Genomic DNA, 23,321 nt, shown 5'->3' with positions numbered 1-23,321 from the left:
TTTATCGCCCGAACTGGCGGGCCCTTTCAATCAATTGGTGTTTGATGGCTTCCATTTCGTCGATTCGGCCCAAGGACTGGAGGCACATCATTAAATTATTGAGTCCGGTCGAAACTTCCGGGTAATTCGGCCCGTACACGTTTTGAAGGATGTCGATCGACTGCCGAAGCAGCGGTTCGGCTTCTTTGTAATGGCTGTGATCATAGTATAAGGCGGCGAGATCGTTCAAACCGCCGGCCAAATCCGGGCATTGGGGACCGCGATTTTGTTCGAGCAGGCGCAGGGCCTTGAGAAAAAACTCCTCCGCCTGCATCAGGTCGCCCTGACGACCCAGGGCGTCGCCCGACGCCAGGAGGATCTCCGCCAGGTCCGGGTGGTTTGGGCCTTGGGCGGTTTGGCGAATTTCCAGGGCGCGCCCCAAAAGCGGCAGGGATTTCCGAAACAGCCCCGCTCGGTTGTGGTAACGAGCCAGGGCCAGCAGGTCGCCGGCCAACCCGGGGGTGTTGGGGCCCAGGGTTTTTTCCCGGTGGTCCATGGCTTCCTGCAGGATCGGCTCGGCTTTTGCGCTGTCGCCGCGAAGCTCAAGGAGGCGGGCCTGGCGCCTCATCGTTTCGGCCGCTTCGGCGGCTTCCCGCCGGAGCATTTTGTGCCAGACGACCATGGCTTTTCCGTAGCCGTCCGAGGCTTCCTCGAATCGCCCCCGGTCGGCCATGAGATCGCCCCAGTGCGTCCAAGCCAGGGCCGTTTCCGATCGATCGTCCCCAAAGACGATGCGCGAGATCTTGATGCCGCGGGTCAGGGCCGCCTCGGCCTCGGCGTGAGCTCGGCGGCGAATTTGGAGGCGGCCCAGGAGCGCCAAGTCCCGGGCGATCTCGGGGGTGCTTTCCATGGGCGTTTTTTCGTTGATGCGCAGGGAAAGGGCGATGGACCGTTCGGCGTCGTTCAAAAAGCCCATTTTTTCCTGGTAAACGGAAAGGCGCCGAAGGTGGGGAACCAGCTTGGCATTCTCCGCCCCTTGAAGGCCTTGGATAAGAGCGAGCAGGTCTCGGCGAGGGGGGAGGGCGGCCAGGCAATTTCCGGCCGCTTCGGCGGCGTCGGATTCCGATTCCAGTTTCGGAATTTGGCGGGGGTCGAGGGACACGCGGGAACCACCGGCCGGTCCGTCCTTCACCATCGGAAATCGTCCCCCTTCCATTCGTGTGCGTTGCCGCCGCGTCGTCGCGTTGTGTGAGTATAACACAAGTCCCCCGTCGATTGGAGGGGAACGCCGAAAACACGAAAGGTCGTCGCGATGGCCCGGAAGAGGTCCGCGCGGCGGGATTTATTTAATATGATGTCTCGCCGCTTGACGCGTGGCGGCGGTTCAACAAAACCATTTTCGTCGTCAGCCTGGGGCGTCGCCAAGTGGTAAGGCAGCGGCCTTTGGAGCCGCGCCGTCCGACAATCCGGCACGGCACCGAGCGGAGCCACCCTTTCCGGGTTCGCGGTTGAAGAGAGCGACGTTTAATGGTAGCGGATATCCGCTCAACGAAGCGTTTCCCTTTTTGAGGAGAACATCCCTGGGGCGTAGCCAAGTGGTAAGGCAGCGGCCTTTGGAGCCGCCATTCCTAGGTTCGAATCCTAGCGCCCCAGGGATGTTCTTTTATCAGACGGGAAGCGTTGTCCTAGCGCCCCAGGAATGTTCTTTTAAAAGCAGGCCGCGTTATCCCGGCGAACCCGGAGGGGGTCGCGTTGATTCGCGGGCCGTGTCTCCACAATTGGGCGAAATTTTGCTAAAATACCGCCGTTCTTTTAGGCTAAAACTTCTCTCTTGAATTCCATCAACGTTCTTGTTCTCGCGGCCGGGGAAGGCACCCGGATGAAATCCGATTTGCCCAAAGTCCTTCACCGGGCGGCCGGTCGGAGCCTTTTGGAACACGTGCTGGAAGCCGCCGGCCCCTTGAAGGGCGCCGCCGGGGTGGTCTTGGGGCGGGGCGCGGACCGGGTGAAGGAAAGCCTGGCGGGCCGGAAAAATTTGTTCTTTTTCATTCAAAAGGAACGCCGGGGGTCCGGCGACGCCGTTCGTCCGGCCGCCGCCTGGCTGGCCCGACGCGGGGGGGACGTGGTGGTCCTCTGCGGCGACGCGCCGCTCATCCGGCCCCAAACCTTGAAAGCCCTGGTGGCCCGCCACCGTCGGGAAAAGAACGCCGCCACGCTTTTGACGGCCGCCGTGGCCGACCCCGCGGGCTACGGGCGCATCCGCCGGGGGTTGGACGACCGCCCCCGGGCCATCGTGGAGCACCGGGACGCGAGCCCCGAAGACCGCGCCATCCGGGAAATCAACTCCGGCACCTACTGTTTTCGCGTTCGGGATTTGTTGGAGGGGTTAAAGCGCCTCCGCCCGGACAACGCCAAGGGCGAGTATTACATCACCGACGTGATCGCCTATTTCGTCGCCCGGGGCCGCCGCGTGGGGGCCCACTGCCTGCCCGACGGCGATGAGATTTTGGGCGTCAACAACCGCCGGGAACTGGCGGAGGCCGACCGGCTGTTGAACCGCCGGGCCGTGGACGCCTTGATGGACGGCGGGGTGACGGTGCTGGACCCCGCGACCACCCGGGTGGACGCCACCGTCCGCGTGGGCCGCGACACGGTGATCGAACCGAACACGTTCTTGGTGGGGCGCACGACCATCGGCCGCGGGTGCCGGGTGGGCCCCTTCGCCCGGCTGGAAGACACGGCGGTGGCCGACGGCGCCCAGGTGCGCGCGACGTTTTCAACCGGCGCCCGAGTGGGCCGGGGCGCCCAGGTGGGGCCCTTCGCCCATTTGCGCTCGGGGACGGACATCGGCGCCAACGCCCGGGTCGGCAATTTTGTGGAGATCAAGAAGTCCCGGCTGGCGGCGGGCGTCAAAGCCGGCCATCTGACGTATCTGGGCGACGCGACGGTGGGCGCGGGCGTGAACATCGGCGCCGGCGTCATCACCTGCAACTACGACGGCTATTCGAAACACCCGACGGTCATCGGCGCCGGGGCGTTCATCGGCTCCAACGCGAATTTGGTGGCGCCGCTCCGGGTCGGTCCCGGGGCCGTGGTGGGGGCCGGGTCGACGCTCACCCGGGACGTTCCGACGGACGCGCTGGCTCTGGAGCGATCCCCCGCGGTGGTCAAGCCCGGGTGGGCCAAAACAAAACGGAACGAGATGAGGCGACATGCTTCTCACTAACGCGAAGGAACAAACCAAACCCATGAAACCCTCGATTTCCACCGAAGCGCCTTTGAAACTTTTCGCGGGCAACGCGCACCCGGACCTGGCGCAGGAAATCGCCAAAGTCCTGAAGACCCACGTGGGCCAGGCCAGCGTCGGCCGGTTTCCCGACGGGGAAGTGGAAGTGAAGATTCAGGAGAACGTGCGCGGCGCGGACTGCTTTATTATCCAGCCCACGAGCTTCCCGGCCAACGACAATTTGATGGAGCTCCTGCTCCTGGTGGACGCCCTGAAGCGCGCCTCCGCCCGCCGCATCACCGCGGTGATCCCCTATTTCGGCTACGGCCGGCAGGACCGCAAGGCGGAGCCCCGCGTGCCCATCTCGGCCAAGCTGGTCTCCAAGATGATCGAGGCGGCGGGCGTCAATCGCGTTTTAACCATGGACCTGCACGCGGGCCAGATCCAGGGGTTCTTCGACATCCCCGTGGATCATCTCTACGCCAACCCGGTGCTGGTGGCCTATTTCCAGAAGAAAAAGATCCGCACCGAGGACTTGGTGGTGGTCTCGCCCGACGCCGGCGGCGTGGAGCGGGCCCGGGCCTTCGCGAAGCGGCTGGAGTCCGGCCTTGCCATCATCGACAAGCGGCGGCTCTCCCCCCGGGAAGCGGCCGTGATGCACGTGGTGGGCGACGTGAAGGGCAAGATCGCCCTCATCATCGACGATTTGGTGGACACCGGCGGCACGCTGGTCAAAGCGGCCCAGGCCTTGAAAGAGTCCGGGGCGATCAAAATTCTGGCGGCGGCGGCCCACGGGGTGCTGGCGGGCCCGGCCATCGAGCGCTTGAACGCCTCCCCCGTGGAGGAATTGGTCATCACCAACAGTATTCCGCTCAGTCACAAAGACGCGGCGCGCATCCGGGTGTTGTCGGTGGCGCCGCTTCTGGCGGAGGCCATCGCCCGGATTCACGGCGAGCGGTCCATCAGCGAAATGTTTATTTGATTTTTCAAAACCAAGAGAGGTATCGAGTCCATGAAGACGATTGAATTGGGCGCCGAACGGCGCGAATTGACGAGCAAGGGCGTCCGCCGGCAGTTGCGGGCCGCCGGACGGATTCCGGCCGTGGTCTACGGGGGCCAGAAAGATTCGGCCCCGCTGACGATCGACGGCAAAAGCCTGTTCCAGGTCTTGAAGGGCCACGGAACGAACGTGATCATGAACTTGCAGGTGGCCGGCGCGGGGGAAACCGTGCTCTTGAAGGACCTCCAACGGGATTTCCTGACCCACAACATCGTGCACGTGGACTTCCAGCGCGTCTCCATGACGGAGAAGCTCGAAGTCAACGTCCCGCTCCACATTGTCGGCGAAGCCCCGGGCGTGAAGCTCTCGGGCGGCATTTTGGAGCACATCCTCCGGGAACTGCGCGTGCGCTGCCTGCCCGCCGACATCCCGGACGGGATCAACATCGACGTCTCCGCCCTCCAGATCAACCAGGGCGTGAAGGTGAAAGACCTCGCCCTTCCCAAGGGCGTCGAGTCCTTGATTGACGGCGGCAGCTTGGTCGTCAACATCGTCGCGCCCGCCGAAGAGGAAGTCGCCACGCCCGCCACGGCCGCGCCCACCGGCACGGAACCGGAAGTCATCGCCAAGGGCAAGAAGCCCGAGGAAGGCGAAGAAGGCGCCGCCGCTCCCGCCGCCAAGGGCGGAGCCGCCCCCGCGAAGGGCGCCGCCGCTCCCGCCGGGAAAGACGCGGGCAAAGCCGCCGCGCCGGCCGCCGGGAAGAAATAAAGGCCGGCCGACGTGTCGATTCGTCTTGTCGCCGGGCTCGGCAACGACGAAAAGAAATACGATCTCACGCCCCACAACATCGGGTTTCAGGCGCTGGACGTTTTGGTCCGGCGCCTGAAACTTACCTGGGAAGAGCAGAAGGGCCGGGTGGTCGCCGCCCACAAGGGCGACGTGCGGTTGGTCAAGGCCCATTCCCTGATGAACGTGTCCGGCGAGCCCCTGCAGTGGGCCAGCCACTGGTGGCACATCCCCGCCGCCGAAACCCTCATCGTCTGCGACGACTTCGCCCTCCCTTGGGGCCGCCTCCGCCTTCGCAAGAAGGGGAGCGCCGGCGGCCACAACGGGTTGGATTCCGTGATCCGAACCTTCGGCACCGAGGACATCCCCCGGCTTCGGGTCGGGGTGGGGCCGGTGCCGCCGGGGATGGACCCCAAAGATTACGTTCTCAAGAAAATGGACAAGGACACCGTGAAGGAATTGGCGGAGCAGACCGCCGACGCGGTCGGTTCCGTTCTCTCCGAGGGGTTTGACGCGGCCATGAACCACGTGAACGCGGCCCCCTCTATTTAGTTTTCCCCTCTCGTTTAACCCTTCGCCTCAAACTTCAAACAAACGTCGTGGGCCTCCCCGGCCCACACTCGGCAGTTGAAATCCCTTTAACCAAAAACCAACTTCCCAGGCGCGCCGCCCTGGACCCGGGTGACTCAAGTCGTGGGCCTCCCCGGCCCACACCCGGCCAAGGCCATTTTTGGACGCGCAAAAATGGCCCTGGACCCAAAAACGCGCCCCGGTCGGCCTGCGCGCGCCGTTTTGGCGGTGGCCCTCGTCCCTCCCCCCCCCCCGGGCCCTCACGTGGGCCAAACACCGGCCCCGGCACCGCCCTACTTTGATATCAATCGTCGGTGCTGTCCCGACTTCGGATATCTTAGTCGGGCGGGACGGTCCCTTGTCGGCTGCCGCCGCCAAAACAGGGCCGGCACGCCTCAAAAGCCTATCGGCGGCACAACGGGCCGCACCACAGCCGCCAAAACGTCGTGCTCGATTCGCCTTATGGGGACCCTTAGAAACACCGGCATAGGCAAAGGCAAAAACCCTGAACAAAATCTTTGTTCGGTCTTTGCTTTGGCCTATGCCTATGTAGCTGAAATCCCCCTTGAGGCGTTTTGAGCACGCTTTTTTGAAGATCGCGGGCCCGGGCCTGTCTGATCCGGCCCGTGGGATTTAGAGGGCCGGGAGTTGGTCCGGGCTCCTTCAAAAAAGCGCGCGGAAGCCGCCCGGGGGCGGTTTTCTTTTGCCTACTTTTCTTTGGGCGGCCAAAGAAAAGTAGGTTGCCGCCGGGCAACCCCCGGCGAATTTGATTTGCCGGGTGTGGGCCGGGGAGGCCCACGACGTTGATTTGATCTTTGCTTAGGAAACCCCGGGTTCAGGGCGGCCCGTCGCAGAGCTCCGGACACCTGGGGTTGTGCCGCTAGTTGCGGTGCCTGTATGTGGAAAGGCGCGGCATGGCCGCTGGTCCGGAGCGCCTTGGAAGTCGGTGCAGGGTGTGGGCGGGGGGGGGAGGCCCATGATGGTGGTTGTGAGGGGAAAGAAAAACGAAACTAGCACTCATTGACTCTGAGTGCTAAGTCTGATAGAATAGGGAAGTATCGACGGTCGAAATACGGAGGCGCCCCATGTCCGACAAATACACCCTCAAATCCCAGGAAGTCCTGCAGGAAACCCAACAAGACGCCCAGCGCCGCGGCCACCAATCGGTGGACTCCGCCCATTTGGCCCTGGCTCTCCTCTCGGTGGAGGGGAACATCGTCCCCGACGTTTTGGAAAAGGCCGGGGTTCCCCAGGCCAAGGTCCGCACCTATTTGGCGTCCCGGCTGGACAAACTGCCCGTGGTGAAGGGCAACGCCCAGCTCACCACCACCGCCCTCTTCCGCGAAGCCCTGGTCCAGGCCGAAAAAGAGGCCAAGGCCCTGAAGGACGATTTCATTTCCCCGGAACATTTCCTGTTGGCTCTCCTCCAGGCGGACGGCGATTTCGCCCGGGCCCTGGGGCTCGGCCACGCCCAGGCCCTCCAGGCCATGTCGGCCATTCGGGGCTCCCACCGTGTGACGGACGAGAACCCCGAGGCCAAATACCAGGCCCTGGAGAAATACGGCCGGGACCTGACCGAAGCCGCCCGCCAGGGCAAGCTCGACCCCGTGATCGGCCGGGACGAGGAGATCCGCCGGGTGGTGCAGGTGCTTTCCCGACGGACCAAGAACAACCCCGTTTTGATCGGCGAGCCGGGCGTGGGCAAGACCGCCATCGCCGAAGGCCTGGCCCAGCGCGTGGTCTCCGGCGACGTGCCGGAGGGGCTTAAAGAGAAGCGCGTCATTTCCCTGGACATGGGCGCCCTGATCGCCGGGGCCAAATACCGGGGGGAGTTTGAGGACCGCCTGAAGGCCGTTTTGAAAGAAGTGAAAGACGCCGGGGGGAAGGTCATTCTCTTTATCGACGAGCTCCACACCATCGTGGGGGCCGGCGCCACCGAAGGGGCCATGGACGCGGCCAACTTGCTTAAACCCATGCTGGCCCGGGGCGAGCTCCGCTGCGTGGGCGCCACGACCCTGGACGAATACAAAAAGCACATCGAAAAAGACGCCGCCCTGGAGCGCCGCTTCCAGCCCATCACCGTGGGGGAACCCACGGTCGATCAAACCATCGCCATTCTCCGGGGGCTCAAGGAAAAATACGAGGTCCACCATGGCGTCCGCATCAAAGACGGGGCGCTGGTGGCCGCGGCCACGCTCTCTCACCGCTACATCGCCGACCGCTTTTTGCCGGACAAAGCCATCGACCTCGTGGACGAAGCCTCCAGCCGCCTGCGGATGGAGATCGACTCCATGCCCGTGGAGTTGGACGAGGTGGAGCGCAAGCTTCGCCAGCTGGAAATTGAAAAGCGGGCCCTTCAAAAGGAATCCGACGCCCCCAGCAAAGAGCGTTTGGACAAGATTGAGAAGGACATGGCGGAGCTCAAGAAGAACTCCGAGAACATGAAAAAGCAGTGGGAGGTGGAGAAAGTCGCCGTGGCCCGCATTCGGGACCTGAAGGGCAAGCTGGAGGATTTGAAACTCGAGGAGCAAAAAGCCGAGCGCGGGGGGGATTTGGGCAAAGCCGCGGAGCTCCGCTTCGGCAAGCGCCCCCTATTGGACAAGCAGATGAAAGAGGCCCAGGACCGACTGGCCGGCGTGCAGAAAGACACCAAGATGCTCAAGGAAGAGGTGGACGAGGAAGACGTCGCCCAGGTGGTTTCCAAATGGACGGGCATTCCCGTCACCAAGATGCTCCAGGGCGAAATGGCCAAGCTATTAAAGCTGGAAGACGAACTGCACCAACGCGTCATCGGCCAAAACGAGGCCGTCCAGGCCGTGGCCGACGCCATTCGCCGGTCCCGGTCGGGCCTGGGAGATCCCAACAAACCCCTGGGCTCCTTCCTGTTTCTGGGCCCCACGGGCGTGGGCAAGACGGAGCTGGCCCGGGCCCTGGCGGAGTTCCTTTTCGACGACGAGCGGGCCATGGTCCGCATCGACATGTCGGAATACATGGAAAAACACTCCGTCTCCCGCCTCATCGGAGCGCCCCCAGGATATGTCGGGTTTGAAGAAGGAGGCCAGCTGACGGAGGCCGTGCGCCGCCGTCCCTACGCCGTCTTATTGTTGGACGAGGTGGAGAAGGCCCACCCCGACGTGTTCAACGTCCTGCTCCAAATCCTGGACGACGGCCGCCTGACCGACGGCCAGGGCCGCACGGTGGACTTCAAAAACGTGGTCATCATCCTGACCAGCAACATCGGCAGTCAGTTCCTGCTGGAGGCCAAGTCGGAAAAGGAGGTCCGCACCCAGGTGATGGCCGCCCTCAAGGCCCACTTCCGGCCCGAGTTCCTGAACCGGGTGGACGAGACCCTCATCTTCCACCGCCTGTCGGAAAAGGACATCGCTAAAATCGTGGACATCCAATTGGTGGGCGTCCAAAAGCGTCTGGCGGAGCGGAAACTCACCCTCCACCTGACCGACGCCGCCAAAGCCGCCCTGGTCAAGGAAGGCTACGACCCCGACTACGGCGCCCGGCCCTTAAAGCGGGCCATTCAAAAAGAGATCGTGGATCCCCTGGCCAAGAAGCTATTGGCGGTGGACTTCGAGGAAGGTGATGCCATTGAGCTGGACGCCTTGGACACCGGGCACCTGTTTTTCAAAAAAGCCGCCATGCCGTCTGGCAAGCGCAAATAGTGGCTACGGATCCCGGTCAAGAAACAACGAAGGCGGGGGCCCGGGTCAAATGCATTGTGACCGCCAGGCACGATGCGACCACGCGCGCCAAGTTGGAGAAAATAGATCCGGACTTGATTCAACCAACCGCCCTGATTTTGGAAGAAAAAAACGGGGAGTCTCTCCGCTCTCGCTTGCCCTTTCTTGACGAGATTGCCGAAGAATACCGAAAAAGGGGGGGGGGTCCCCTTCTCCCCGGATTGGTCGTGCTTTGGACGAAGGAGGATGTTTCTCCGTGGGATTTGTTGACGGATTTTCCATCGGAGAATTATTGGGACTACGCCCATTTGAAATTGCTTAATCTTTCCGGTCCAACGTGGGATTCCTTGGTGGAAGAGGACCGGGTCTTGCTTTCACAGGTCCCGAAAGACACGCTGTCGAAATTAATTTGAGGGGGGCTCGGAAAAATCGGGCAGGGGACTTTGAGGAAGGCGACGCCGTTGAGCTGGATGCCCTGCCCGCGGGGCGCTTGTTTTTTAAGAAGGCGGCCCAGCCGATGAAAAAGGGGAAATGAGAATATTGTCCTCGGGATTACATGGCGTTAAACGAAAAATTGAGTAGTTGCTCCAAGTCCGACCTCGAGTGTCGGTGTGCGTGCAGTAAATAACGGGACGTATTGAGCCTCTCCATTTAACTGTGGGGAGGCGTCAACGAAACAAGAGGATGCAGCCACGGTCAGTATTCGCACCAAGAGACGCCCCGGCTGTCCATGTGGTAGCAGTTGATTTGCAACTCGTGAGTGGTTAAATCGTAGTCCCAGGGGATATGCATCCCGGGCATGGACCCGCAATGGCAGCAGACACTGTAGCCTCCAAAACTTAAATCGTCATAATCCCTCCCTGTCAAAGGGCGCGTGTGCTCCGGGATAGGCACCGTGACGAAGGGAATGGCCTCCAGATAGGTGCCGCCGACCGTCAGCGACGAGGGTTCTTTGGCCGAAACGCCGTCGTTGTTGGCGTAGTAAATGCTAAGAGCGCTGCGAAAGGCCCCCAATTGCCCCCGGACGGCCGCTTCCTGCGCCCTGCGAATCAAACCACCAAACTTTGGGACGGCGATCGCCGACAACAACGCGATGATCGCGACAACCAACATCAACTCGATCAACGTGAACCCGCGAATTCGCGTGGCAGCACCTCCGCTGTGAGCCTAAGCCGGATCCCTTCATTTTCAACGCCAGCGATCGAGATAGGGAATTCACCGGATCAACCAGCTTGATCCAACGCGGAATCTTAGGCGATGCTGGGCAAGCTGCCCGTGTTCCTCCCGTTCCCCTGCCCCTCCGGTTGGCCTCAGAATTCCCCCCCCTCCCGATAAACATAGCCCCATTTTCATTGAAAAACAACAGGATTCCAATTAGGATTGAGATTTCGGGAATTTCGGGACAGTGTGCCGGTTCGAATACGCAACAATACGGCAACGGCATGTTTTTCCATGTTAAATCGGCGTGAAGTTCTCCAACCCCCCCGTTGCTCCCGTTAACCGGATGTCTTATCCTACACCCATGAAAATTCTCATTCAAATCGTCCTAACCTTTCTCTTATTGTGGTGGCCGCTCGTTCTTTTTACGTCGGTGATGATGTTTGACGCTCCGGGATCGACCGAGAAGGTCGGGAACATCGTCTTTGTGCTTGGGCTGACCTTTTACCCGGTTTTGATCGGGTTGGGGGTTTATCTTTTCAATTTCCCGCTTTGGCGGATTCCGCCGAAGTATGTTTTTGCCGCCACCGTCGTGGTTCCGCTCTTGGGGGCGTTCCTCTTCGGCTATCCCCAAATGCTCAAAACCCGCCTGGCCGGTTTGCCGACCCGGGGCTATTTCGTCAAGGAATCCAAGGTGTATTACTCCGGCCGCCGCATCGAGGCCGACCCCGGGACCTTTGCGCCCTTCAGCGACGACGACGGCATCGGCCGGTCGGACTACGCTCGGGACCGGGAAAAGGTCTTTGTCCGGGGGAAAACCATCTCCGGGGCGGACCCGGCCACTTTCAAATTCGCCGGCCAGTCCCATTTTTACCAGGCGGACAAAAACCGGGTGTATTACAACGGGAGAGTTCTCGAATCGGCGGACCCCGGGACCTTTGGGATGCTTAAAACCGCGGGCGGCGAGCCCACGGCGTTCTATCGGGACCGCGCCGCCGTTTACTTCGACGGGCGACCCATGCCGCTCCTCAAAGGCCCCTCCGCCCATCTGGTGGGGCGAAATTACGTGGCGGATGACCAAAACGCCGTTTTCTACAACCAGCCCTTGGCGGGCGTGGACGTGCAATCCCTGCGGGCCCATCCCGACAACGAATCCGTCGCCATGGACAAGGCCTTGGTGTATTACGAGGGGATCGTCGTGCCCGAGGCGGACCCGGCCACGTTTAAACCGTTGGAGCGTTCCTACGCCAAGGACGCGCGGCGGGTTTACCATTTCTCCCAGAAGAAAATGACCGTCGTGGAAGGGGCCGACGCTCCAACCTTCGAGGTGACCCTTTTCGACTCCGCGACCGGCACGGAAGCCAAGGACAAGACGGCCCGTTACATGGACGGCCGTAGAAAGTAAGTCCGGGTGCTCCCGCTTTCCCTCCACTTCCGATGACGGTTTTTGATTCCACCCCGTTGCCCCACGCCCTCCTATAGTGGCTAAACTTATTGGCGCCCTTGTAGTCCTTCTTCTCATCGCCGCGCTGGTTCTGGTTGTGCTTTGGTTTCAGCGTTGTCCCCGTTGCAAAAGCCTCCTGGGCCCGAAGGGCGTTCGGGGGTGGCTGTTGCCCGACGATGTGTATAAGGTCAAGCGCCTGTGCCGCAAATGCGGGCATACCTGGGTGGAAGAAACGAAATACGAAGCCATGACCCCTTAGGTCGGCTCCCGGTTTTGCTAAAAAGTGGTTTGATTCGATTCCGCGGATAGGAAACCAGAGGAGGCACCATGGGCAATGGACGGTTTAATATATATCTGGGTTTGGGGGTCTTGATCGCCGCGGCTCTCGGCGGGTTTGCTCTGGGCAAATCCTTGGACCCCTATTTCGCCCAGGGATACGCGCAAATCCCTTTTTGGCGCTACCTGACCAAGGCGGGCCACACCCACGGCATGACCTTCGGTTTGATCAACATTCTCTTCGGTTTGTTGATTTCCCATCTGACCTGTTCGGAGCGCCTTAAGCGGAACGCGGCTGTCTTAACGGCGACGTCGCTTTTTCTTCCTTTGGGAACGTGCCTTCGGGGGCTCACCCAGGGCGCTATTTTTACAGTGGTTCTCGCGGTGACCGGCGGTTTTTCGTTGATCGGCGCCTGTTTCCTGTTGATCCGGGGCCTCTCCCAGTCCGAAAAATTGGGTTTGTGAAAAGGGGGGGCTGGGTGAATAGGGCCTTTTCCGGGTAAGGTCGATGGCGGTTACCCCCGTGCGCGATCTCTACCTCAATCGGCCGATCGGATCTCTATGAACGCCGAGGACCTGCGCCACCTCTTCAATTCCAACAGGATCAACGACCTTCTGCGGTTGATCGTCGTTTTCTGCCCCGTCGTGGCGGCGGTGGTGGCCTACCAGAAGAAACGCTCCGCCCTCCTATGGATGTTGGGAATTTTTCTTTTGCCCTTACTGGCTCCCGCCCTGTTGATCCCTTTCGGGTTGAGGGGTTCCTACGGGGTTTACGACTCACTGATCCGGCTTCTCGCCGGGCCGGCGGGGCTGGCCTATTTGGGGAACCGTCCGGCCTTGGCGGCCGAGCGGCCCCATGGGGGCCGGGACCTGGCCTTGGCCATCGCCTTCTTCGTGGTCCTCCTGGCCGCCTTTGTGACGCTCGCGATCCTGTTTTTCCCGGCCCAGCATTAAACGATGGACAGAACCGATTCTTTGACCAAACACTGTCCCTTGGAGTTCCGTGAAAAAAATGAATTCAATTAAATCTTCGGTATACTTTTTCAACCATGCCCGATTTTCCCGTTAGTCCCGGTAAGTGGAAAGCCCTGGAGGCCCGCCTTCTGGGGTTGGGCGTGCGTGAGGGGGATTTGGACGAGCAGTTCGTTCGATCCGGCGGGCACGGGGGGCAAAACGTGAACAAGGTGTCCACCTGCGTCCTGTTGGTTCACCGTCCCACGGGCACCACCGTGCGGTGCCAGGAGGAGCGGTCCCAGGCGTTGAACCGTTATTTGGCCCGCCAGCGATTGGCGGAGAAAATGGAAGAGAAGCTCCTGGGCGCCCGGAGCGCCAAGCAACAGGCCATCGAAAAGATCCGCCGCCAAAAACGCCGACGAAGCCGCCGGGCCAAAAACAAGATGCTTGAAAACAAACACCACCAATCGAACATCAAAGCCAACCGCCGGCCCCCCGATTGGGGCGGCGAGCAATAATAGAAGGGGACGGTTTGCTTTTGAGGATGGACAAGGAACGCAGGCTTTCCCTCGCGCAACGCTCATGACTTCCAAACGCCCCCCCACCTACGAGAGCGCCGTTCTCGGTGTTTTGATCTATGAATTTTCATTTTCCAATAAAGAAGACAGCGACCTCAAAATCCGAAACACGCTAAAAAGAAAGAAGTTGGGGGCCTTTAACCCCGCGCGCGTGGACGTTCTCCGCCATTTGAAAGACGAAGTCCACGGCGAGATCGCCCAACGGGAACGCTCCCGTTATTTCACCGGAGCCCACGGCGAATACACGGACATCAAGGATTTTGACGTCGAGCGCCTGGCGGCGGACGTCGCCGTAAAATTTCCGACGGTTCCCAGGGAAGAGATCGCTCCCTTTGTTTCCATGGCCGTTTTTGTCTACCACCTTCTATGAGGCGACGGGGTCGTTCGAATGAATAAGGGAGGTTGGCTTTCGACGCTGGCGGGCCTTGTGATGGCCGGGCTTTTTCTGGCCTTGGCCGCCTGGCCCGTCTTTTTGGTGGGACGCCTGACCCATCGCGTGGTGCGGGCCAGGGCCTGGGTCGAGGTTCCGGCCAAGGTTATTTCCGTTCAAGTCGATTACCAGCGAAGGCCCCGCCGGATGGGGCATTTCAACGTCGATCTGCTCTATGAATACGAATGGGAGGGGAAAACCTTTCAAGGCCGCCGCTTGGCGTTTACGCCCCAGGCGAACGACCGCGGGGATGTTTGGAACGGCCGGTGGTTGAAACGAACGGTGGCGGAGTTGGACGAGGCCCGCCGGAACGGCCGGCCGGTGACGGTTTTTGTCGATCCGGGGAATCCCTCGAATTCCGTTGTCCATCGGGGAATGATGTGGGCCGATTTCGGGATGTGTTGCGGATGGATGCTGGTTTTTTCCCTTTTCCCCATGGGAATCGCCGAGGCGACCCTTTACAATAAAGTCTCCGAGCGAAAGCGTTGGGGTGTTCGCGGCCTGATATTCGGTTCGTTCCTGCTTTACGCCGCCGTCGAGCTGGTTCGAGGGTTGTGAGGCCGGCCGGGGTCGCGGGGGTGGCCATGACGGTGCGTGTTGGATTTGCATGGCCCTCCTTTTACGTTAATATTTTCCTATGAGAAGCCATTGGGGCGTCGTGGGCGGAGCGGTCGCGATGGCCGCGTTGGCCTTCGGTTTGGCGGGGGGAGAAAAAATGAAACATCCGGCGGCGAAAGTCAGTTTTGAGGATTTCAAGTCGTTGGTCCAGGCGGTCGAGCCCCACCGGGCCCAGCGTCTGATCGACCTGGACGCCTTTCTGCAAATGAGTCGGAAGCCCGGGGTGGTGATTTTCGATTCGCGATCGGATTTCCGGTTCGAGCGCCTCCATGTGAAGGGGGCGAAACACCTTGCGTTTTCCGATTTTACCCAAGCGAATTTGGCCAAGGTGTTCCCGGATTTTGACACCCCCATCCTGATTTATTGCAACAACAACTTCGACGGCAATCAGGTCGATTTCGCCACGAAGGCGACCTTCCCTCCCCCGCCGGGTGAATTCCCCGGGACCGCGGCGACCCCCGCCCAACAAATGCGCGTCCAGGAGAAGCCGATCACGCTGGCGCTCAACATCCCCACCTACATCAACCTCTACGGCTACGGGTACCGCAACGTCTACGAATTGAACGAGCTCGTCGATGTGAAAGATCCGCGCATCGAATTCGACGGGAGCCTCGTAAAGAAATAATTCGAAAGGCGCCGGCGACCTCAGGCGTGTTTGGATTTTTTGTAACGCAGGGCTTGGAGCAGGAGCGGGGCCAGCCACTGGGCCAGGATTTCCATCATTTCGGGCGTTGTGTAGCTCTTCACAAACTTCCTCAATTCCGACGCCGACGACGCGGCGATCCGCTCATCGGACCAGTCTTGGTTCCGGGTGGTGATGGCTTCCCAACCGTCCCGATGGAGGCGGGCCTGCTTCATCAACCCCTCCCGGTTCGAGGCCGGTTTAAAATGGCGGCCCTCCGTGAGGGCCTTCAATTTTTGGGGATTGGCGATGACCCAATCCAGGCTGGAATTGGGACGGGGAGCGGCGGAGGCGGATCGAGGTTTTCGGATGCGGGCGTTTACCTGGGCCACGTAGAGGCGCCGGGTCAATCGACCGAGTGGCAGCCATCGGACGACGCCGTTTTTGGACCGGGCCACTTCCCAGGTGCGGCCGTCGGGGCCGGTTTTGCGTGCGCCGATTTCGAAGTCTTCGGGATTGTGTGAAGGAGAACGGAAATCGTTTTTCATGGTTTCCCTTTCAGTCGGGCGTTCGGGTTCGCCGACGGGGAATCGCCGTCTTCGATAGGTTAGACCCAAGAAGCTTTTTTGTCGACGGGTTTTTGGGGGCCGACGAACGGCGGCTTAGCCGCGGGCCGCGTCCGGGGGCATTTCCCGAACGGCCTGGACAAAGGCTTCCGGCGGCTCCGCCCCTTCCAGAAAGGCCCGCCCGTTGAGAATAAAGAACGGCACCCCCCGGACCCCGGCGCGTTTGATGTCCTCTTCCTCCTTCAGCACTTCGGTCCGGCCCTCTTCTCCCTCCAGAAACGCGGCGGCCTCGCCGGCATTGAAACCGCTTTCCCCGGCCACCCGGGCCAGGACGGCGCGTTCGCCGATGTCCCGGCCCTCGGTGAAATAGGCGCGGAAGAGGTTTTCGACCAGGGCGCCTTGCTTCCCGGCCCGGCCCGCCCACCAAATCAACCGATGGACGTTCAGCGTGTTGGGTGTTTTGAGGATCTTCTCCTGGTGGAACTCAATGCCTTCGCCGCGACCGACTTCCTTCATTTTCGCGTCCATCTCGCGCAGGCGTTCCCCGCCGCCGAATTTCCGGGCCAGATATTCCGCCCGGTCGAAGCCTTCGGCGGGCGTTTGGGGATTTAATTGAAAGGGATGCCATCGGATTTCGAAGGCGTGGTCCGGGGAGAGGGCCGTCACGGCCTTCTCCAGGCGTTTTTTGCCCACGTAACACCAGGGGCAAATGGCGTCGGAAAAAATGTCCACCTTGATTTTCATGATTCTCTCCTGGGAAAGCGTGGCATTCCTATTATGACAACAAACGGCCGGCGGAATGGTTCCGATGGTCCCTAGGCGGGGGAGGGCAGATTTTCGAGGATTTTAAAGGCTTCCCGGCGGTTGTGGGCGCTGACGATAAAAAACATGGTGCCCAAATCCCAGGTCCACCAGATCAACAGGCCGCCCGCCGTGAACTGAAACAGGAGGAACTTGGGGACGCTGCCCAGATACACGTGATGGAGTCCGCCCAATACACCGAGAACGTAGGCCGCGGCCAGGGATTTCCGTTTGCTTTTCATTTGGTTGGCGTAGGCCGCTTGATGGAGGGGGGAGAGGGCGGCGACCGCTTTTTGAAGCCGTTGCTCGCCTTTTTGATGCTCCTCCCAAACGGAACGGGCGACGCCCCCGAGGACGTCCCGAACGATAAAAGGGATCAAGAGCCCCCGTAGAGCACCCAACGAACCTTCAGGTTGTATTCCGCGTTGTCGGGGCCCTTGAGGAGATCGTCTTTTGTGAATTTGCTGAGGGTGTCGGCGCCTTTGAAGGAGAAATCGCGGCGGTGGGTGTAGCCGGTAACCGTGACCTTGGCGTAGCGGCCGTCCCGAAGCTGGACGGCGAAGGAAAACCCGGGATGGATTGTTTTGTGGTTGTAGTCCACGATCGGCATATGGGTATAGGGCAGGGTCTTAAGTTCCTCCTGCGTGACGCCTTCGATGGGCCGGTCGCCCAAGGGCGCCAGGCGGTCGCCGGGCGTTCCCATCATGTCCGCCGCGATCCCCGTGAGATGGCTTTCCTCCCGCCCGTACCAACCGTAGGAGAACTGCCCCCGGGGGAATTGCACGATGGCGTTTTGATCAAAATCCCAGGTCCCCGAGGCGGCCACAACCCCTTCGCCGCTGGTTTCCTTGGGTTGGCTATGGCACCCGACGACAAATAGAAAAGCGGCGGCGGCCGCCCATCGAGGAATCCACCCGGGGCTGTTCATAAACCTGTTATCCTAAATTCGTCCCGGAATTTCAATGGGTCCCGGGTGGCGGCCCGGCCCCCTCCGGCGAAGGGGGCGCATTCGTGTTAAAATGGCCCGATGACGAGTCCTTCCAAAACGGTTTTGGTGGTGGGGGGCGGGCCGGCGGGCATGCTGGCCGCCCTGGCGGCCGCCGGTCGGGGCGCCTCGGTCACCCTTTTGGACCGCATGGACAAGCCGGGAAAGAAAATCCTTGTCACCGGCAACGGCCGCTGCAACATCACCAACGCCCGGCACAGCCCCACCCGCTATCATGGCGCCCCCGCGGCTTTCACGGAAACGGTCCTTCGCTCCTTCCCCGTCGATCAAACCCTGAATTTCTTTAAATCCTTGGGGCTGCCCTGCGTGGAGGAGGAAGAGGGGCGTGTTTACCCCTCCTGTGGCCAGGCCTCGGCCGTGGTGGAGGTTCTTCGGTTTGAAATGGAACGACGAAACGTCCGCGTGCATTGCGGCGCCGACGTCCACCGACTGACGCGCGCGGGCGGGGCCTTTAAGGCCGAAACCAAAGACGGTCGCGCCTTCGCGGCGGACCGGGTCATCGTCGCCGCCGGAGGCAAGGCCGGCCCCCAGTGGGGATCCGACGGGTCCGGCCTCGAACTGGTGAAGGCGCTCGGGCACCGGGTGACGCCGCTGTTTCCGGTGTTGGTTCAATTGAATTTGCGGGCGGGGTTCCTCAAGGCGGTGGACGGCGTTCGCTTCGACGGGGCCGCCGCCGTCCTCGATCAAGGGCGCGTGGTGCGGGAGGAAACGGGGGAAATCCAACTGACGGATTACGGCGCCTCGGGCATTCCGGTGTTGGACCTCAGCCGCTCGGCGGGGGAATGCCTGCTCCGCCAACGCGAGCCCGTGTTGGAACTGCGCCTCTTTCCCGGCCGGTCGCCCCAGGACCTTTTGGCCGACATCGAACACCGCCTGTCCTCCCGACCCGACGAAACCCTGGACCGGGCCCTGGTGGGACTCGTGCACGCCAATCTCCTGCCGGTTCTCCTTCAGGCGGCGGGGTATAAAAACAAACATTTGGCCTGCCGCCACGCCCCGCCGGAGAACGCCCGGCGACTGGCCGAACTGTTGAAAAGCTGGACCGCGCCGATCACGGGGACCCAACCCTGGTCCCGGGCCCACGTGACGGCCGGCGGGGTGGACGCGGCGGAACTGAACGCGGCCACGCTGGAATCCAAAATCCTCCCGGGCCTCTTTTTGGCCGGGGGAAACCATCGACGTGGACGGCGACTGCGGCGGCTACAACCTTCAATGGGCCTGGTCGTCGGGAAACGCGGCGGGCGTCCACGCCGCCGCGTCTTAAATGATCCGCCTTCAGCAACTCCGGCTTCCGGTGGGCCACACGGAGGACGACCTTCGCCGGGCCGCCGCGACCGCCCTGGGAATCCCGGCTCCGGAAATTCGGTCCCTCCGCGTCCACCGCCAGGGCGTGGACGCCCGGCATCCCCGCCAAATCTATTTCATCTACTCCCTGGACCTGGAGGCGGCGGACGAGGCCGCCGTGCTTTCCCAAAACCGCCCCCACGTGTCGGCCGCGGCGGACGCGCCCTATTCCTTTTCCGCGCACGCCGACGCTTTCCCCCGACGTCCGGTGATCGTCGGCACGGGGCCCGCGGGGCTCTTCGCCGGGTTGTTGTTGGCGCGGGCGGGGGCCCGGCCGATTTTCCTGGAGCGGGGGCGGCCCATCGAGGAACGCGTGAAGGACGTGGAAGGCCTGCTTTCCGGCGGATTGCTGAAGCCCGAGTCGAACATTCAGTTCGGCGAGGGGGGCGCGGGCACATTTTCGGACGGGAAATTGAACTCCTCCATCAGCGATCCCCGTTGCCGGTGGGTGTTGGAACAATTGGTGGCCGCCGGCGCGCCGCCGGATATTCTGTACAAAGCCAAGCCCCACGTCGGGACCGACCGCATCCGCGAAACGGTGAAACGGATGCGGCGGGACATCCAGGACCGGGGGGGGGAGTTCCGTTTCGGGGCCAAAGTGACGGATTTGACGGTCGTGGACGGGCGCGTGTCCGGCCTGCGCGTCAACGACGGGGAGGTCGTGGCCTGCGACGCCGTGGTGCTGGCCGTCGGCAACGCCGCCCGGGACACCTTCGAGTTGTTGCACCGACGGGGGGTGCGGCTGGAGGCGAAGCCCTTCTCCATCGGCGCGCGGGTGGAGCACCCCCGGGAATGGGTGGACCGCGGCCTTTACGGTTCTTTCGCCGGGCACCCCCAACTGGGCGCGGCCGACTACAAGATGGCCCACCACGGCGCCAAAGGCCAAAGCGCCTACACTTTTTGCATGTGCCCGGGCGGCGTGGTCGTCCCGGGCGCGTCCGAGGAAGGCGGCGTGGTCACCAACGGCATGAGCGAATACGCCCGGGGCGCGCCCAACAGCAACAGCGCCCTCATGGTCGGGGTCGGCCCCGCCGAATTCGGCCGGGGAGATCCCCTGGCGGGCGTGGCTTTTCAACGGGAATGGGAACGGCGGGCCTTCGCGCTGGGGGGCGGCGGTTACAAGGCCCCGGTTCAACGGGTGGGGGATTTCCTGGCGCGGCGGCCGACGACGCGGCTGGGGGCCGTGTCGCCCTCTTATTTGCCGGGGGTGACCCCGGCCAATCTGTGGGACTGCCTGCCGGAATTCGTTTGCGAGGGAATCATCGAAGGGTTGGCGGAGTTCAACCGGCGGATGAAAGGGTTCGCCCACCCCGACGCCCTGTTGACCGGGGTGGAAACCCGGAGCTCCTCCCCGGTGCGGATGACGCGGGACGATTCCTTTCAAACGAACCTGCGGGGCCTTTTTCCCGCGGGGGAAGGCGCGGGTTACGCGGGCGGCATCATGTCCTCGGCGGTGGACGGCCTGCGGGTGGCCGAAGCGATCCTGGCGACCGCGGGCGCCGCCTCTCCCCGGGGGCCCCGGTGACCCCCCCGTCCCGGGGGGGAGCCCGGTCCGTCCTCGGGACCGGCCCCCGACGGAACGGGAGGAACGACCGGCCCCGATCGACGGAAATTTTGGTATTTTATGGAAATCGGGCGGGGCGTTGCCCCGGGAAGCGGGAGGATTTATGAATTTCCGAAAAGCCGTCGTTTGGACCGTTCTCGGATTGTCGATCGCGGGCGCGGGCGTCGCGCGGGCCGCGGCGGACCCGGACCGGGAGCGCTTGGCCTGCGCGGCCAAGCTGATCCGTTTGTTTCCCGAAGTTCCGACGGAACATTCCCTGGACGTGTTGAACGATCGGCTGATTTTGGTGTTGGAAAAAGACGGGGAGACGCTCCACGTCTTTTCGCCCTATTTCGCCGGGTCGACGAAATACAAAATCGGCCGGGACGGCAAAACCACCGAAGAGACCCTCCCCCGGGGGCTGAACTACCACAACCACCTCGTTCGCATCCCCTTCGCCTCCGGCGACGGGTCCCCCTCCGGGTTTTATTACGTGGACCTCACCGCTTCCCTCAAGGTCAAGGACCGCGTTTTTAATTTGATCTACCTGGACGCGGGCGGCCCGATGTTCATCCCCGGCGACCCCCGCCCCCTTCCTTCCCGGGCCTACGCCGAATACCTCCGGGGCCTCGACCTGAATTCCAAAGAACGGGAGAAGCGGCAAAAAGCCATTCCCATGGTTCAATACCACTCCCTGGATCTGGAAGACCGGATCTGGGACAAACAGAATCCGTCGTATTCCACCGACTCGGTGCGCGTGTTGGAGGAGATCATGGCGTCGGCCGAAAAATCCATCGCCGGGGAATTCGCCCATTACCCCGCGGTTCCGGCGATCCCGGCCGATCTCCGTAAAACCGGAAAAGGGAAACGGGTGGGGCCGGCCCAGGACGAACACGCCCGGGCGATCGTCTCCGCCGAGTCGGTGTTGGAAGCCTGCCGCGCCTGCGTGCAAAAAAGCAGCAACCCCGCGTTGATGGACGGGTGGCGGGAATGGGACAAATCCCTGGACACCCACGCCGCCCAGCGGAAAGACCATTTGCCCAAGAAATAGCCCCGGGAACCGTTGATGCCAACCAAACACTCGACCTCCCTGGGCCGGAAGAAGCCGCCCCTTCGTTTCCCCAAGGACGCGGCGGAATTGGCGAAGGCGTGGGAGCGTTCCTCCAAAATGAACGGGAAATTCTATCTGGACGCCGTGGTCGATACGCCGCTCGGAACCATGTCCGTCAGCGTGGAGGGCGGCCAAAATATTGTTGTTGCCGTTCATCACACCTCCTTGAAACCCGAGCATTTCGGGCTGCCCGTCACCCGGTTCCTTCTTCGATCCTTCAACGAGAAAGACACCAAGAATTGGGGCGAAGAGGTTCGCCGCTTCCTGGGCTTGAAAAATCCGTCATGAACCGGCCCCGGATCCATGCGTTGCCCCCTTTGACCGCCTTTTCCCGGCGCGACGTCCTCCACATAATCTTGCCGGGCCTTCTCCTTTTGTTGGCGGCGAACGGTCCCGCCGCGCCTTGGACCTCCTGGACCAAACACCCGACGAATCCGGTCTACACTCATTCCGCCGTGGCTTCGGATCCTTCCGTGATCAAGGACGGATCGACTTATCGCATGGTCGTGTCGGGGGCGGGCGGCGGAAGCCCCGACGGCAACAGTCTGATCCTGGCGACCTCCCCCGACGGCACCGTCTGGGCCACTTTGAACAACGGGCAAGACGGCCTCGTGGTGCCGAGCGCCCTGGGCGTCTGGGACGAAAGCCTGGAAACGCCGGAACTGATCAAGGCCGGGGGGGAATATTTGCTGGTTTACGCCGGTTACGACCCCGCGGCGCGGGACGCCTCGGGCGGCCTGGCCTGGGGCGACCTGGGACTGGCGGTTTCCACCGACGGCGCGCATTTCGTGCGATCCAGCACCTCCCCGGTGCTGACCCGCACGCCCAACTCCTTCGACCAGGACGGGCTCACCGACCCGACCATCGTCGACCTCGGTGGAACGTTGGAAATGATTTACGTGGGGTGGTGCACCCAGGGGTGCGCCCTCAACGGCGGTCAACCGGCTTTTTACGCCTTGAAGGCCGTTTCCACGGACAACGGCCGCACCTGGACCAAGCAAGGTCGGCTGGACCCCGGGAGCAACATCGGATTGCAGCACCCGGATATCGTTTTGGACGCCGACGGTCTTTATTCCCTTTTTTACGGCGTGGACGATGCCTGCGGCGCCGGGCGGGTGGGCCTCTCGCTCGCCCGGGGACCGGCGCCCTTCGGGCCATTCACCGAGGTCTCGGCCAATCCCGTCCTCTGCCTGGGCACCCAACCCTTTGAAAACGCGGGGATGGACGGCGGTTTTCCCAGCGTGCTGAACGACAACGGCGTGGGGCGACTGTATTACACCGGGGTCAACGAGGCGTTGTTCGAATTTCGGGTGGGGTTGGCGGAGACGCGTTTGACCACGCCCGGCGGGGGGGAAGAGCCCCTCGGATTTCCCAATCCGTTCAAACCCTCGTCGGGAATTCCGTTGACCTTCGCACGGCTGGCCCCGGGGGGGCGCGTTCGGATTTTCAGTTTAACGGGGGAGTCGGTGGCCGAGGTGTCGGCGGACGGCGGCGGAACCGCCCAGTGGAGCGGCCGCAACGCTTCCGGGCGAACGGCGGCGAGCGGGATTTATTGGGTTTTGGCCGACGGCGCCGACGGAAGCCGGAAAACCTTCAAGATCGTCGTTCGGAATTGAC

General features: G+C 62.2%; 25 protein-coding genes, 1 tRNA gene and 1 pseudogene. 21 read left to right on the top strand and 6 right to left on the bottom strand.

Features of this window, described 5'->3' with window-relative positions:
* Position 1: 1 nt before the first annotated feature.
* Positions 2 to 1,141 carry a tetratricopeptide repeat protein gene (locus IPP68_05490; protein MBL0349810.1) on the bottom strand — a complete coding sequence of 380 codons (1,140 nt, stop codon included), beginning with the start codon at positions 1,139 to 1,141 and terminating at the stop codon, positions 2 to 4.
* Between the two features lie 419 nt (positions 1,142 to 1,560).
* Between IPP68_05490 and IPP68_05485 the strand changes: the two genes are divergently transcribed.
* The 7 genes from IPP68_05485 to IPP68_05455 all read left to right on the top strand — a co-directional run bounded on the left by IPP68_05485 (position 1,561) and on the right by IPP68_05455 (position 9,666).
* Positions 1,561 to 1,632, top strand: a tRNA-Gln gene (locus tag IPP68_05485).
* A 226-nt stretch (positions 1,633 to 1,858) separates the two neighbouring features.
* The gene (gene glmU, locus IPP68_05480; GenBank protein ID MBL0349809.1) at positions 1,859 to 3,205 is read left to right on the top strand and encodes a bifunctional UDP-N-acetylglucosamine diphosphorylase/glucosamine-1-phosphate N-acetyltransferase GlmU; all 1,347 of its coding nucleotides are present in this window, start codon (positions 1,859 to 1,861) and stop codon (positions 3,203 to 3,205) included.
* A 22-nt stretch (positions 3,206 to 3,227) separates the two neighbouring features.
* Positions 3,228 to 4,187: a ribose-phosphate pyrophosphokinase gene (locus IPP68_05475; protein MBL0349808.1), complete on the top strand. Its 960-nt coding sequence runs from the start codon at positions 3,228 to 3,230 to the stop codon at positions 4,185 to 4,187.
* A gap of 30 nt (positions 4,188 to 4,217) precedes the next feature.
* Positions 4,218 to 4,973 carry a 50S ribosomal protein L25 gene (locus IPP68_05470; protein MBL0349807.1) on the top strand — a complete coding sequence of 252 codons (756 nt, stop codon included), beginning with the start codon at positions 4,218 to 4,220 and terminating at the stop codon, positions 4,971 to 4,973.
* A gap of 12 nt (positions 4,974 to 4,985) precedes the next feature.
* Positions 4,986 to 5,543, top strand: coding sequence for an aminoacyl-tRNA hydrolase (locus IPP68_05465; protein ID MBL0349806.1), 558 nt, complete (start codon positions 4,986 to 4,988; stop codon positions 5,541 to 5,543).
* A gap of 1,103 nt (positions 5,544 to 6,646) precedes the next feature.
* The gene (gene clpB / locus IPP68_05460) at positions 6,647 to 9,235 is read left to right on the top strand and encodes an ATP-dependent chaperone ClpB (protein MBL0349805.1); all 2,589 of its coding nucleotides are present in this window, start codon (positions 6,647 to 6,649) and stop codon (positions 9,233 to 9,235) included.
* A gap of 113 nt (positions 9,236 to 9,348) precedes the next feature.
* Positions 9,349 to 9,666 (top strand): hypothetical protein, encoded by a 318-nt coding sequence (locus IPP68_05455; GenBank protein ID MBL0349804.1) that lies wholly within the window; start codon positions 9,349 to 9,351, stop codon positions 9,664 to 9,666.
* Positions 9,667 to 9,949: 283 nt separating this feature from the next.
* Here IPP68_05455 and IPP68_05450 read toward each other — a convergent pair whose 3' ends face one another.
* Complete coding sequence (locus tag IPP68_05450) at positions 9,950 to 10,378, bottom strand: type II secretion system protein (GenBank protein MBL0349803.1); 429 nt, start codon at positions 10,376 to 10,378, stop codon at positions 9,950 to 9,952.
* 397 nt (positions 10,379 to 10,775) lie between these two features.
* Between IPP68_05450 and IPP68_05445 the strand changes: the two genes are divergently transcribed.
* The 8 genes from IPP68_05445 to IPP68_05410 all read left to right on the top strand — a co-directional run bounded on the left by IPP68_05445 (position 10,776) and on the right by IPP68_05410 (position 15,336).
* Positions 10,776 to 11,816, top strand: a complete 1,041-nt coding sequence (locus IPP68_05445) for a DKNYY domain-containing protein (protein MBL0349802.1) — start codon at positions 10,776 to 10,778, stop codon at positions 11,814 to 11,816.
* Between the two features lie 76 nt (positions 11,817 to 11,892).
* The gene (locus tag IPP68_05440; GenBank protein MBL0349801.1) at positions 11,893 to 12,114 is read left to right on the top strand and encodes a hypothetical protein; all 222 of its coding nucleotides are present in this window, start codon (positions 11,893 to 11,895) and stop codon (positions 12,112 to 12,114) included.
* 68 nt (positions 12,115 to 12,182) lie between these two features.
* The gene (locus IPP68_05435; protein ID MBL0349800.1) at positions 12,183 to 12,596 is read left to right on the top strand and encodes a hypothetical protein; all 414 of its coding nucleotides are present in this window, start codon (positions 12,183 to 12,185) and stop codon (positions 12,594 to 12,596) included.
* A gap of 96 nt (positions 12,597 to 12,692) precedes the next feature.
* On the top strand, positions 12,693 to 13,085 hold the full coding sequence (locus IPP68_05430; protein MBL0349799.1) for a hypothetical protein: 393 nt from the start codon (positions 12,693 to 12,695) through the stop codon (positions 13,083 to 13,085).
* 95 nt (positions 13,086 to 13,180) lie between these two features.
* The gene (locus IPP68_05425) at positions 13,181 to 13,603 is read left to right on the top strand and encodes a peptide chain release factor-like protein (protein ID MBL0349798.1); all 423 of its coding nucleotides are present in this window, start codon (positions 13,181 to 13,183) and stop codon (positions 13,601 to 13,603) included.
* Between the two features lie 64 nt (positions 13,604 to 13,667).
* The gene (locus tag IPP68_05420; GenBank protein MBL0349797.1) at positions 13,668 to 14,033 is read left to right on the top strand and encodes a hypothetical protein; all 366 of its coding nucleotides are present in this window, start codon (positions 13,668 to 13,670) and stop codon (positions 14,031 to 14,033) included.
* Positions 14,034 to 14,051: 18 nt separating this feature from the next.
* Complete coding sequence (locus tag IPP68_05415; protein MBL0349796.1) at positions 14,052 to 14,651, top strand: DUF3592 domain-containing protein; 600 nt, start codon at positions 14,052 to 14,054, stop codon at positions 14,649 to 14,651.
* A gap of 79 nt (positions 14,652 to 14,730) precedes the next feature.
* Entirely contained in the window at positions 14,731 to 15,336 is a 606-nt protein-coding gene (locus tag IPP68_05410; GenBank protein ID MBL0349795.1) for a rhodanese-like domain-containing protein, read from the top strand.
* A 20-nt stretch (positions 15,337 to 15,356) separates the two neighbouring features.
* Here IPP68_05410 and IPP68_05405 read toward each other — a convergent pair whose 3' ends face one another.
* The 4 genes from IPP68_05405 to IPP68_05390 all read right to left on the bottom strand — a co-directional run bounded on the left by IPP68_05405 (position 15,357) and on the right by IPP68_05390 (position 17,628).
* Positions 15,357 to 15,881: a hypothetical protein gene (locus IPP68_05405; protein MBL0349794.1), complete on the bottom strand. Its 525-nt coding sequence runs from the start codon at positions 15,879 to 15,881 to the stop codon at positions 15,357 to 15,359.
* Positions 15,882 to 15,995: 114 nt separating this feature from the next.
* Complete coding sequence (locus tag IPP68_05400; GenBank protein ID MBL0349793.1) at positions 15,996 to 16,643, bottom strand: DsbA family oxidoreductase; 648 nt, start codon at positions 16,641 to 16,643, stop codon at positions 15,996 to 15,998.
* A gap of 71 nt (positions 16,644 to 16,714) precedes the next feature.
* On the bottom strand, positions 16,715 to 17,080 hold the full coding sequence (locus IPP68_05395) for a TM2 domain-containing protein (protein MBL0349792.1): 366 nt from the start codon (positions 17,078 to 17,080) through the stop codon (positions 16,715 to 16,717).
* Positions 17,077 to 17,628 carry a hypothetical protein gene (locus IPP68_05390; protein ID MBL0349791.1) on the bottom strand — a complete coding sequence of 184 codons (552 nt, stop codon included), beginning with the start codon at positions 17,626 to 17,628 and terminating at the stop codon, positions 17,077 to 17,079. The genes IPP68_05395 and IPP68_05390 overlap by 4 nt, the downstream gene beginning before the upstream one ends.
* 99 nt (positions 17,629 to 17,727) lie before the next feature.
* On the opposite strand from IPP68_05390, the pseudogene IPP68_05385 reads away from it, so the two are divergent.
* The 6 genes and pseudogenes from IPP68_05385 (at position 17,728) to IPP68_05360 (ending at position 23,320) form a co-directional block, all read left to right on the top strand.
* A pseudogene (locus IPP68_05385) lies at positions 17,728 to 18,873 on the top strand (aminoacetone oxidase family FAD-binding enzyme).
* A 7-nt stretch (positions 18,874 to 18,880) separates the two neighbouring features.
* Entirely contained in the window at positions 18,881 to 18,970 is a 90-nt protein-coding gene (locus tag IPP68_05380) for an NAD(P)/FAD-dependent oxidoreductase (GenBank protein ID MBL0349790.1), read from the top strand.
* Positions 18,971 to 20,575, top strand: a complete 1,605-nt coding sequence (locus IPP68_05375) for an FAD-dependent oxidoreductase (GenBank protein ID MBL0349789.1) — start codon at positions 18,971 to 18,973, stop codon at positions 20,573 to 20,575.
* Between the two features lie 142 nt (positions 20,576 to 20,717).
* The gene (locus tag IPP68_05370) at positions 20,718 to 21,644 is read left to right on the top strand and encodes a hypothetical protein (GenBank protein MBL0349788.1); all 927 of its coding nucleotides are present in this window, start codon (positions 20,718 to 20,720) and stop codon (positions 21,642 to 21,644) included.
* Between the two features lie 15 nt (positions 21,645 to 21,659).
* A complete protein-coding gene (locus IPP68_05365; protein MBL0349787.1) occupies positions 21,660 to 21,992 on the top strand; it encodes a hypothetical protein in 333 nt (110 codons plus the stop codon).
* A gap of 20 nt (positions 21,993 to 22,012) precedes the next feature.
* Positions 22,013 to 23,320 (top strand): hypothetical protein, encoded by a 1,308-nt coding sequence (locus IPP68_05360; protein MBL0349786.1) that lies wholly within the window; start codon positions 22,013 to 22,015, stop codon positions 23,318 to 23,320.
* Position 23,321: the final 1 nt, after the last annotated feature.

It is taken from the genome of Elusimicrobiota bacterium, from assembly GCA_016722575.1.
Lineage (GTDB): Bacteria > Elusimicrobiota > Elusimicrobia > FEN-1173 > FEN-1173 > JADKIY01.
This window is presented reverse-complemented; position numbering and strand designations above follow the sequence as displayed.